Raw genomic sequence first — 11,527 nt, 5'->3', positions numbered from 1 at the left:
CAGGGCGCGGTGATCCGCAGGCCAGGAGGGGGCAATCTCGCCCCTGCGAGAGCTGCCGCCGGGGCCGTCCGCGGATCACACCCGTCCCGATGTGCCTGGCGTGGGGCGTGCCGCCCCACGCCAGGCGGAGAGGGCCAATGTGCGATTTTTTGGCCCCCAGCCCCATGTGCGCTCCGCGCGCAATCTCCGGACCAAAAAAATCGCGGCAGGTGCTGGAACGCAGGAGAGAAGGAGAGAAGGAGAGAAGGAATAAATGAGTGCAACATTGCTGGACTTCTGGATCGGCGGAATGCTGCAGATATTGAAATATTGAGTTTTTAACTCATTGAGAAGATGAGAGCTTGAGTGCTGGAGCCGTGGCGTTGTTGATCGCTGGAGGCTTGGTCCGCCGGAGTTCTGGCGTGCTGAATGTGTGGACCGCAGGACTTGGAGGACCGGGCTTGAAGACCATCTCGACCATTATGATGAAAGGCGGCAGCGGGAAGACGACGCTGACCCGCATCCTCGCCTCGGCCGCCCTCGCCCGCGGCATGAAGGTCCACATCTTCGACGTCGACACCGACCCCCAAGCGCTCGGCTGGGAGGCCAGCTTCAACCGCGCCTCCTGGGGCAAGATCGACAAACCCGCCTGGCGCCACGACCAGCTGACCATCAGCGGCGCGGTCGCGGATATGGATGAGATCTACGACGGCTACGATCGCATGGAAGCCGAGGGCTATGATCTCGTGCTGATCGACACCCGCCCGGGCGCCAACGCTGACACCGAAGACCTGATCCTTGCCACCGATCTCGTGCTGATCCCCACCCGGCCCGAGCAGTCGGATTACTCGATTGCCGAGCGGACGCTCGAGTGGTTCGAGGACATCCTCAAGACCGTCACGCCCGACTCCCCCACCCCGGCGCTGCGCACGGTGCTGACCGCAGTGCCAGCCAAGATGATCTCGGTGCTGACCGGGGATCTCGACATCGCGAGCCTGACGCCACGCGATCGCGACGCTCTACAGGCGGTCATGAACATGCCGCATGCGCTGACCGTGATCCCCAACTCGAAATACTGGCGCGAGATCGCGGCCTGGGGTCCGCTCGGCGTGGCCGCCGAGGCGGCGAACGCCCAGCCCGCCGGGCGGCTGCAGGGCGGAGCCATGCTGGACATCCTGGCCGGCGGCGACGCGCTGCTCGACGAACTCCTTGCCGTCATCGACGTTAGGGAGGCGGCAGAATGAGCAACGATCCCAAGCCAGAAAAGCGCAAGAGGTCCCGTGTCGTGCGCACCTCGCATGCGCTGCCAAACGCCGCCGAGCACGCAAAGGCGAGCAGCCGGCTCGCAGGGTCCACGGCCCGCTACGCGGCCCGCGCCACTCCCGAGCCGCAAGAGCCGAGGATCGAGCCCAAGCCCGACGCCGACGCAAGCGCCGACGTCACTCCTGACCTTGCCCCGACTGGCAAGGAGAGCCCCGCGGGCTCAATGCGGCCGCAGCCGAGGCGACGGGCGCAGCCGAAGGCGGCAGCGCGGCAAGCCGCGGCGGCCGAGGAGGCCGGGGCTCCAGCGAAGAAGAACGTGCGTGGCTTCGTGGTCTGGCTGCCGGCCGACATGGCGCGGCTGGAGGCTTTGGCGGTGCGGCTCGGCACCAGCGTCGATTATCTCGAAAAGGCGCTGATGAAGCAGGCGCGCAAGAGGTATCTGGGTCTCGATCACGCAAGCGCGCTACGCGACAGCAAGCGGCTTAAGACGCATCTCAACCTGACGCGGGCCGAGGGCAGCGGCGGTCTTTTCGTGAACGCCTATTCGGATCCCGAGATTGTCCGCGCCCTGCGCGCGGAGATCGGCGATCCGCTCGATCTCATCGCCGACGCGCGGATCATCGGCGCACTGTTCCGGCTCTACGGTCTCGACACGCTGGCGGCTTACGAGGGGAAAGTGGTGGGATAAGCACCGCCCTGGGCTTCTGCCCACGGTGCCGGCTCACTCACACGGGCCGGTCAGGACCTCGTCCACATTCCAAGTCACCGCATCATGCGCGCTGACCACGGCAAATTCGGTGCTCGACCCAAGGATGGCGACCAGCGTCGCCCACGCATCGGGATCGGCCTTCGCCTGCAGGGCGCGGCCATCTTCGAGCTCGAAGGCTGCCTGCTCGCCGGTTTGCGCCAGGACCACGATCCGCGCCGGCGCGCGCTCCTGCGGCAGGGTCACGGCGAAAGACCCGTTCGGCTGCGGGCCGAAGACACGATCCGGGTCGCAGACGAGCTGCAGCGTTGCGCCGGGGCCCTCGAGATCATGCACCGGCAATCCGCGCTGGAGACTGTGAGACCAGATCACATCCGAGATCACCACCGGTGCAGCTCCCGCCGCGGTCCCCTCCTGCGTCCCGGTCTCTTGCTGCGCCTGTGCAATGAGCGGCATCAGCGCAGAGACGATGAATGCACCGAATGATGAACGTCGCATAAAACACTCCTTTTGAGCACAAAGCGTACATCTCTTACGCTAGGGCATCCCATCCGGAATGAAAACCGAAGCCCGCAAGCAAAACTGCATGGGCAGGGCTAAGGGGCGCAGCCCCTCGCGCGGTCAACAGAAATAGCCAGGGCCGTGTCCTCGGCCCAAGGCCTGCGGGCCGCACCACCCCTGTCGATTTCTGCTGCCCTTGCTACCCCCGGCCTCGCCGGCGGGCAGGCCGGATAGCGCGCTATCCGGCTTCAACTATTTGGGACAAGAACCATGCTGGCAAAGAAACTCTATGCCTTCCCGATCTCCAAAGTTTTTCACCTCGATGACGCAGGAGAAGAACACTTCCTGGGACTGAGATTTCGGTGGAACACAGGAGAGACCGAAATTGCCTGGGAGAACCCCGGCGCTTTCAAGATGGGCCTAATCTGCGAAGAGCCGATCCCTGCCTCATCTTCCCCGGGTCGGGCCTAGGCCCGGCCCGCGCGGGTTGGCCTCGGCGGCGCAGACGCTGAGACCAACCCGCGAAATTTGACGGGCCCCGCCTGAGCGAGGCCCGATCATCAGCTTCAAGGTGGCAAACCTCTTAGGCGGCTTGTTCGGCCGCGCTGCGCCCGGCCTCCGCCAAGATGAAGTCCACCGCCTTCTGCGCCTCCGACGCGGCGCGGAAGATTGCGCGATTGTCGCCTTTCATGGCAGCAACCCACCCTTCAACATAGCTCGCGCTCTGGTCGAACTCCGGCGCCACACCGATCTGCACCCCGAGCATGCAAGCGCCGATCTCGGCGACCAATTCCTCGAAGGCGTAGGCCGTGCGGTCGGAGAAGCGCTTGAACCTATCGAGACGTTTTTCCGAACCGCTCCAATGCGTCAGTTCATGAAGAACGGTTCCATAGAATGCCTGCGCGCTGAGAAACGTCTCGATCGGCGGCATGTGGATGTGATCCGCGCGGATGTCATAGTAAGCCCGCGGCTCCGGGGTCGAATGGATCGCCGCACCAGTGCGGGCAATAAACGCCTCGAGTTTCGGATCGGCCGTGATGCCGAGATCCCTCGGCGGCTCCGTGCGGGTATAAAACTCCTCCGGCAGGCCGTCGATCTGGTCGGAGTTGAACACGCGGTAGGCGCGGCAATAGGGGATCTTCTTCTCGTCGCCGTCGTCATTCTCGCGCTCGACCGTGCCGAACTTCACCACCGTGGCCGACGTCTCGCCCTTGCGCACCTGCGCCCCAAGCTCCTGCGCCTGCCGATAGGTCATCCAACCTGCCGACACATAGCCTTTGCTGGCGGCGGTCGCCCAGAGCATCAGCACGTTGATGCCGCGATAGTCCTCGCCATTGAAGCGGGCCGGCATCTGCGCGCCACCTGCGCCGCCGGTCCAGGGCTTGCGCCAGGGCGGTGTGCCTGCCTCGATCTGCGCAATGATCTCATCGGTGACGTGCTGGTAAACATCAAACTTCGCCTTTGCCATTTGTGGCCTCCTTCGTGGTGGAGACGGTGGGGGCCCCGGGCCCGCCTTCCGCCGATGGGCTGCGCCTCGGCCAATCTGTCTGACCGGAAACGCATGTTTTCGGCGGAACAGAGTGGGAGAGGGCGAAGCCCGACCCACGGGCCGGACACGGACAGTCAAAGGATCGGAGACGGGGGTGGTGCGGCCCGCAGCGCGCAGCGCGAGGACACGGCCCCGGCGGAGACGACGCCAGCGGCGGCGCTTGTCTTTTGACTTTCCGGGGCCGGTCTGTTGGGCGGACAAACAAACAGCATCATGTCAGGGCCGGGGTGAGCGGGCGCCAGCCCGTCGAGCCCCTGCCCTGCCCTTCGGCCCCATGCGAGACGCGCGCCCCGCGCGGCTCTCCTCAGATCAATCCGCCAGAGCTTTCCAGCCCGCCCCCGGCCGAGGGGACGGCTCGGGCCTTGCAGGCGGCGAGCCGGAAGCGCACCCATATAGCGAAGGATGGCGAGCCGACTTGTGGGAAGGTCTGGCTTGCTGCCCGGCCGAAGGCGGGGCGGGCGCGGTCAGGGGGGACTTTGGGCAACGGGGCCATCGAGCCCGCAGAGCGTCGCCCAAGATCAACGCCTGATTTTTGGGCAGGCTAGGCCAGCGCCAATGCAGGAAGGCCCAGGCGGGCTCTTATCCACAGGGCTGCCCCCTGCAACTGGGGATGAATCTGCGCCGCGAGCTGTGCAGCTTGCCGAATGCGGGTCTTGTCACGAAGGCGGCGAGGCTCAATCGAGCTTTCTCGCCACCGATCTGTGGGGCTCACGACACGGAAAGGGCGGCCGTGGGCCGCCCTGCCCGTTTGATTCAGCCCTCGCTAGCCTTCTTCCGCAGCAGGTCGAAGTCGTTGGCGGCAAAGGTGACGTCATAGACGGTCTGGCCGTCCTTGGAGTATTCGCTTTGGCGCACTGTACCGCGGGTGTGGACCACGTCGCCCGGGGCAATATTCTCTTTCGCCCAGCCGATGACGCTGTTCTTGAAGATGGTGACCTCGTTCCAGAATGGGCGTGGCTGGAAGTCGCCGTGATCATCTTTCCGGCCGTATTCAGCGGCGATGCTCACCCGCAGCGTGGGGCCAACTTCCTTGATTTTCCCGACCCGGCCGATGATCTGAAATTCTGCAAAGGTACGCATTTTGTGTCTCCGTCAGTTTGAGTGTTTCGGTGAAAAACGAGCAGATCGGGCCGCGATGCGATCAAACCAAAAGCCGGAGGGTCCGCAAAGTGGAAGCCGGCTTTTTGTTTGAAAGACGGCGCTTTAGCGCCGACCGGTCGCGAAGAGCGGACCGAGTCATGTTGAGTGTCCGAAACACGCTGGCGGAGACAGGGCCGCACCTTGCAAGCTCGGCTCTCCGCAGGCGGGAAACTTATGGACGAGGGCAGATGATCACCGGTCACGGCTGCTAGACAGGCCAGGGGGCAAGGGCCATTGCGCGGCCCGCAAGTGCCTCGGCTAGAAAACTCCAGCCGAAGTCTTCCGAAAAAGGTGATAGAGGAACTCGACCGACGTCCCTACCGTCTTATGCAATGCAAAACGCACCTCAGGCGACGCTCAAAAGAGCGCCTCCCCTCCGGCCCCGGATTTCGACCTATCGTCACACCGCTGCCCCTGCCCCGCCACGTTTTCCCGGCACATCCGAAGCAACCATAAAAATAGGGGCCGCTTGCGCCGCCCCGCAGGACTTCGGACGGCAGAATGACAGGCACGCAGATCGTGGTCGCCACGGCAACCACCGCGGAAGAACTTCAGCACATCATCGACACGGCACCGCAAGGCGCGACACTCTTGCTTGAAGCGGGCAGCTATGTCTTCGACAGAACCATCGTGATCGCGCGCAGCGATCTGACGCTCCTCGGCGCGGGGGTCGGCGAGACCGAGATCACCGTGACCGAGGAGATGCGCGGGCAACCGGTGTTCCAGCTCGGACACGCGCTCTACCAGGAGATCGCCGAGGCCAAGACGGCGCTAACCCGGGCCGCGACCGAGGGCGACACCGAGATCGTGCTCGCCTCCGATCATGGCTTGCAGGCCGGCGACGTGATCTGCCTCGAGCAGGAAAACACCGACGCATTCTTCGACGAGATCGGCGACACGCTCTGGCGCAAGGACACGCCCCTGCGCACGATGATGGCAGAGGTGGTCGCCGTCGAGGGCGACCGGGTCACCCTCTCGGCGCCACTCGCCTTCGACTACGACCCGCAGACCACCTCCGTCGAGAAACGCGGGCTGGTCGAGAACGTCACCCTGGGCGGCTTCAGCCTCACGCAGGTCGGCACGGAAGCGGACGCCTCCGAGTTCAGCAACACGCTGCCCGATGCCACGCGCGCCACGGCGATCCTCGTCGCCGGCAGCAAGAACAGCACGCTGGCGGATATCGAGATCCGCGCGCCCGCCTCCAACGGGCTGACCGTCGATGACAGCATCGGGCTGACCGTCTCGGAGCTCGAGGTGACCGGCGCGCACAACAAGGGCGGGGGCGGCAACGGCTACGCGCTCTGGCTGCGCAACGTCTACCACAGCAGTTTCACCGAGCTCACCCTGCTCGACAGCCGGCACGCGGTGGTCTTCGGCTCCTACAACACGGCGATCGGGAATCTCATCGAGGTTTCCGAGACCAACCGCGACATCAATTTCCACGGCGGGCTCGACCGGGACAATGTCGTGCACGTGCAAAGCTCGGTGCGCGAAGGCGAGGAGCAGGACTTCCTCGGCGCAACGCTGTTTTTCAATCCCGGCACCAGCTACGGCGCGCCGACCGATCCCGACCTGAACAGCGTGACCTTCTCCGAGGTGGTCGGCACGGTGCGCGCCGATCTGGTCACCGCGGCGGCGGATGGCGCCACGATCTCGACGCTGGGATCGGCGGACATGGTGATCGGCGGCGCGGGGAACGACGAGGTCCGGCTCGGCACCGGCCATGACACGGTGATCGCCTCGCAGGGCGCGGACTGGATCGACGGCGGCGCGGGCACCGATACGATCGTCTTCGCGCAGCCGCTCGACGGGCTCGGCGTGCACTGGCAGGACGATACGGTCACGCTCTCGGGCGACGGCTTCACGACCCGGCTCAGCAATGTCGAGATCGCGGTCTTCGATGGTGTCGAGGTTGCCGTGTCCGAGCTGGAGAACCGCGATGCGGACAGCCGTCTCTACCGAGAGACATCCAGCCTGCCCGCCACGGTCTACGAGGGCGGCAGCGGCTGGCAGCGGGTGCATGTGACGGGATCGGGTGTGCTGGGCGACGCCCTCGAGGCGGTGACCTACGACGGCATCGCGGACCTGCAGCTGATCGGCAACGCGCTGGCGAACCACGTCATGGGCGGCTCTGGCGATGACTGGATCGAGGGCCGCGCCGGCGACGACCGGCTGCTGGGGCGCGGCGGCGACGACCTGCTTCTCGGCGGTGCGGGCAATGACGCGCTGTTCGGCCTGGCCGGAGACGACACGCTCGCTGGCGGCACCGGCGACGACACGCTCACCGGGGGCGCCGGGGCCGACCTGTTCCTCGCCGAGAGCGGCGCGACGCTGGTGACCGACTTCTCGCGGAGCGAGGGCGACAGCCTGCTGTTCAACGGCGCCGGCCTCGAGGCGAACGCGGCGCTCGGCATCTATCTTGCCGGCGGCGGAAGCGACGGCCTGCTGGAGGTCCGGGAGGAAGACGTGGAGGGACAGGAGGCGCTGCACCTGGCGTGGCTCGACGAAAGCATCACCCTGCTCGGCATGACCGAAGGCAGTCTCTTTGCCTGACACCACATTGCCGAAAACCGGGCCTCAGCTGCCATCCGTCCAGAGCAGCCGCTGGTCTCCGCCGAGCTTGGAGTTGTTCAGCGGCGCCTCTGCGCCCAGCGGGCTGGCGAGGCCGGTCTGCGGAAAGAGCTGGCGGTAGGCCGCGACCCAGGCCAGCTCGTGCGGCTGCAGGGTTTCGGTGCCGTCGAAATAGGACTGGCGCTTGCCCGAATAGGCTTCGGTGAGCGCCCCCTCCGCCGCATAGTCCGACAGCGCATAGCCGACCACGCGTTCGAGCGCCCCGTCGCAGCCGCGGGTGATCGGCTGGCCCAGCCGGTCCAGATGCGCGGCGATGGTGACAAGCGGCGCGATGGCATGGAACTGGTAGTGCAGCCCGTAGCCGCCGCGCTTGGTTTCCTGCGGCAGGCTTCCGTCGGGACGCGCCGTGCAGAGGATCCGCAGGGCCGAGGCCGAGGCCCAGCCGACCTGCATGTCGTTACCGGTGATCTCGCCGGTCAGCAGCACCGCCAGCGCCGCCCAGGCCCGCAGGTTGCCGACACGCGCGCCCGAGGTGGCCTCCTTCTCCCAGAAGTCGATCTGCTCGGCGCTGCGCCGGGTCAGCCAGTCCTCGATCTCCGCGGCGGCACCGAGGTCTGTGGCCCGGGGCCGCACCTGCCGATAGCTCTCGGCGATCCCCGAGAGCCGGGCGCCGACCGACAGCCGCGCGGTGAAACTGCCGAGATCGGAAAGCGCGTCGGCCCCGGCCCAGGCGGCGATCCGGGACAGCACGCAATCGGCTTGTTCCGGACCCGCGTTCGCCTCGGCCAGCACCGCGTTGGACTGCGCCACGAGCTCGCGGATAAAGGCGTCGATCGGCCGCAGAGCCCGGCTCACCGCTGCGTTGCTCTCCTGGTCGATGGACGAGCGCGAGGGGTCATCTGCCGCGTAGCGGCTGCCGTAGTCGAGCGTCACCACCGGCTCCGGCGCAGGCGGACATTCCTCCGCCAGCGCGGCACCGGCAGCGAGCAGCAGCGCGGCGGAAAGCGGCAGTGTCGACAGGTGCCGCATCCTCAGCCTCCCCCGCTCATCCGCACGAGGCGGGTGATCCCCGCGGCGCGCTGGTTGCCCTGCGCCGCGGCGCGTTCGAGCCAGTGGATCGCCCGCTCCGGATCGGGTGTGACGCCGATCCCGAAGGCCAGCGCCTCGCCGTATTCGGACATCGCCGCCGTGTCGCCGCCCTCGGCGGCGCGGCGCAGCCAATCGCTCGCCTCGGACAGCTGCGCCGGTGAGGCGGCGGTGTCCTGCAGGAAGAGCCCGTAGCTGCGCATCGAGATCAGATCGCCACTTTCGGCGGCGCGGCGATAGAGGTCGGCCATATCGAGCAATTGCGCGATGGGCACGCGGACCCGCTCGTCCGCGCGCCGCAGCCGCGACAGGAAGCTGGTCAGAAGTGCGTACTCGGCCTGTGCCGAGGCCTCGGTGAGCATCGCCGCGGCCTGCTGCGGATCGTAGCTGTCGGTGCCGCTGGCGATCGCCAGATCGAAGAGGGTCCGGCTGGCGGTCTCATCCCCCATCGCCCGCGCCCGGGTCAGCAGCTCGACCGCCTCCGGCCGCGCCCCCGGCCTGCCAAGCGCCAGCACGGTCTTGGCAAGGTCGGTCATCGCCCAGGCGTTGTCGTCAAGCAGATGCCTCGAGACCTCGATCCAGTGCTCGGCGATGGTGCGCTCGCCGATCAGGATGGACACGTTGGCCATCGAGATCGCGCTCTTGTAGTCGCAGGTCATGATCCCCTTGGCCCGTGCCAGGTAGCGTGCCCGCTGCTCCCCCGGCGCAAGGAAGGGCACCGCGAAGAGAAGCGCCTCGAAGTCTCCGTCGGCGGCGATCACCTCGCGGTAGCGCTCGAAGATGTCCCGGCGCTCCACCGCGGAGCGGGCATGGTCGGCCATGAGCTGCATCGCCCGCCCCATGCCCTCCGCGGCCGGCGCCTCGAGCAGTGCCAGCGCCTCGGCCTGCTCCTCCATGCGCCGCAGGGGCGTGTCGCCGGGCGGGCTGTCGAGCAGCATCTCGGCGAGCTTCAGCGCCGTCGAGGGGCCCGATTTCGCGTAGCGCGCGCGCAGGCGCCGCGCCTCTTGCAACCTCTCGTCGCGCCGACCGCCCAGCTCGGCCTGCGTCTTCATCAGCGCGTCGCTCACCAGGCCGTAGCGCTTGGAGTGTTCCAGCCAAAAGCTGCGCATCTCGTCGCTTGCCGCGGGATCTCGTTGCAGAAGCCGCAGCCAGCCGGCCAGCGCAGACGGGCGGCCGTAGAGCGCGTGGGACTGCAGCACCGCATAGACCAGCGGCTCGCGGCGCGGCGAGAGCGAGACCAACCTCTCGCCGGGCAGGTCCAGGTTCGCGGTGTCCGTCTCGCGTTCCAACCCTGCCCAGTAAGCGGCCTCCTGCAGTCGCGGCGCATCCTGTGCCCGGCAGGCAAAGGCCGAGGACAGCACCTTGAGCGGCGTCACCCCGCCGCTGACCGAGACCGCCCGCGACAGCAGGTCCACGGCCCGGTCGAAGTCGCTGGGGTCGCCCGGCTGCGCCAGAAGCAGCTCGGCAAGGCTCACCGTGCCGTCGAGATCCTCGCGCGCCACGGCCTCTTCGAGCAGGGCACGCGCCTCGGCAGCGCCCGCCCATCGGCCCTTGTCCTCGATCACCGCCGCGGCAAGCCGGGTGAAGGCCCAGCCGGGCGCATCCGCGAGGCTGACCAGCGCACGCAATGCCTCCAGCCGCCGCGGCCGCTTGTCGGGAAACTCCGCCGCGTGCAGCTCCAGAAACAGCGCCACCCGCGTCAGCCCTGCCCGCGCCCCATCGGCGGCGGCGCGCTCGTAGAGCTCGAGCGCGCGGTCGAGATCGCGCGGCAGCAGGGCGCCGCTTTCGTACTGTCGGCCCAGTTCGATTTCGGCGTAGGGCAGCCCCGCGTCGGCGGCTTGCGTCAGGTATTTCAGCAGCAGGTCGTTCGACTTCCGAAAGCCCTCCGCCTCCAGATGGTACTCGACCACCTTCCAGGCGGCGTGGGCATCGCCGAGATCGGCGGTGAAGCGGAACCAGTCATGCGCGAGCTGCGGCGACTTGGTGACGATCTCGCCCGAGTGATACTCGCGCGCGATGCGGGCAGTGCGGTCGCAGATCGTGGTATTGAGCTCGCCGACCAGCGCCCCGAAGGCCATGGTCACCGCCAGTTCGAGCGGCACGTCCCAGGCCGCGGGGGCCTCTCCTGCAAGCGCCATCGACGACAGCGTCAGCAGCGCGTCGGCATTGCCCGCGAAACCCGCCGAGATCAGCAGCGCATCCGCCTCGTCCACGTCCCGCGGCACGCCGATGCCATCGCGGTAGAAGCGCGCCAGTGCGGTGCGGCTTCCGGCCGAGAGCGTGTCGCCGTAATCCGCAAGCTGCGGCACCATGCGGCTCCGCATCAGCGCCTCGAACCGGCCCGCCGCCTCCATCACCGCGATCCGCGCCAGCAGCGCGTTCTGCCCGAGAAAGCGCGGGTCCCGCTCCTCGAGCCGCTCGATCATCGCCATCGCCGTGTCAAACCAGCGCGCCGGGTCGAGATGCATCAGCCGCGAGAGATCTCGGCGCACCATCGCGGTTTCCCAGTCCGGCAGCGCTTCGGCATCCCATGCGGCCCAGAAGGCCGTGGTCTCCTCGTCCGGCGGGCGGGCGACGCAGATCGGGTCGATGTCGAGATCCGGCGGGCGGAATTCCAGGTCGAGCGTCCTGCCCCAGGATGGCCCGCCGACCACCGCCGGCGCCATGCCGAGCACCAGCGCAAGGCATCGGATCCAGATGGTGGCGGTCTTCGTCCGGGGCATCGCTCGGTC

At 67.3% G+C, this 11,527-nt stretch carries 8 protein-coding genes; 3 read left to right on the top strand and 5 right to left on the bottom strand.

Annotation, left to right across the window (positions count from 1 at the left end):
* The first annotated feature begins 440 nt into the window (after positions 1-440).
* Positions 441-1,223 carry a ParA family protein gene (locus tag LC039_RS23880; protein WP_226628899.1) on the top strand — a complete coding sequence of 261 codons (783 nt, stop codon included), beginning with the start codon at positions 441-443 and terminating at the stop codon, positions 1,221-1,223.
* A complete protein-coding gene (locus tag LC039_RS23875) occupies positions 1,220-1,930 on the top strand; it encodes a hypothetical protein (RefSeq protein WP_226628898.1) in 711 nt (236 codons plus the stop codon). The genes LC039_RS23880 and LC039_RS23875 overlap by 4 nt, the downstream gene beginning before the upstream one ends.
* 33 nt (positions 1,931-1,963) lie before the next feature.
* Here the strand turns inward: LC039_RS23875 and LC039_RS23870 are convergent, their stop codons facing one another.
* From LC039_RS23870 to LC039_RS23860, 3 genes are all read right to left on the bottom strand, one after another.
* Positions 1,964-2,446, bottom strand: a complete 483-nt coding sequence (locus LC039_RS23870) for a hypothetical protein (RefSeq protein ID WP_226628896.1) — start codon at positions 2,444-2,446, stop codon at positions 1,964-1,966.
* A gap of 586 nt (positions 2,447-3,032) precedes the next feature.
* Positions 3,033-3,917 carry an ArdC family protein gene (locus LC039_RS23865; RefSeq protein WP_226628894.1) on the bottom strand — a complete coding sequence of 295 codons (885 nt, stop codon included), beginning with the start codon at positions 3,915-3,917 and terminating at the stop codon, positions 3,033-3,035.
* A gap of 834 nt (positions 3,918-4,751) precedes the next feature.
* A complete protein-coding gene (locus LC039_RS23860) occupies positions 4,752-5,078 on the bottom strand; it encodes a single-stranded DNA-binding protein (protein ID WP_226628893.1) in 327 nt (108 codons plus the stop codon).
* 561 nt (positions 5,079-5,639) lie between these two features.
* Between LC039_RS23860 and LC039_RS27010 the strand changes: the two genes are divergently transcribed.
* Positions 5,640-7,691 (top strand): calcium-binding protein, encoded by a 2,052-nt coding sequence (locus LC039_RS27010; RefSeq protein WP_319003743.1) that lies wholly within the window; start codon positions 5,640-5,642, stop codon positions 7,689-7,691.
* A 24-nt stretch (positions 7,692-7,715) separates the two neighbouring features.
* Here LC039_RS27010 and LC039_RS23845 read toward each other — a convergent pair whose 3' ends face one another.
* Together LC039_RS23845 and LC039_RS23840 are read right to left on the bottom strand one after the other, a co-directional pair.
* On the bottom strand, positions 7,716-8,738 hold the full coding sequence (locus tag LC039_RS23845; RefSeq protein ID WP_226628892.1) for an alginate lyase family protein: 1,023 nt from the start codon (positions 8,736-8,738) through the stop codon (positions 7,716-7,718).
* Positions 8,739-8,740: 2 nt separating this feature from the next.
* Positions 8,741-11,518: a tetratricopeptide repeat protein gene (locus LC039_RS23840; protein ID WP_226628891.1), complete on the bottom strand. Its 2,778-nt coding sequence runs from the start codon at positions 11,516-11,518 to the stop codon at positions 8,741-8,743.
* Between the last annotated feature and the right edge of the window lie 9 nt (positions 11,519-11,527).

This window comes from Alloyangia pacifica, assembly GCF_020524285.1.
In the GTDB taxonomy this organism is placed as follows: Bacteria; Pseudomonadota; Alphaproteobacteria; order Rhodobacterales; family Rhodobacteraceae; genus Salipiger; species Salipiger pacificus_B.
Note: the sequence above shows the minus strand (reverse complement) of the source record. Positions and strands in the feature narration are given on the sequence as shown.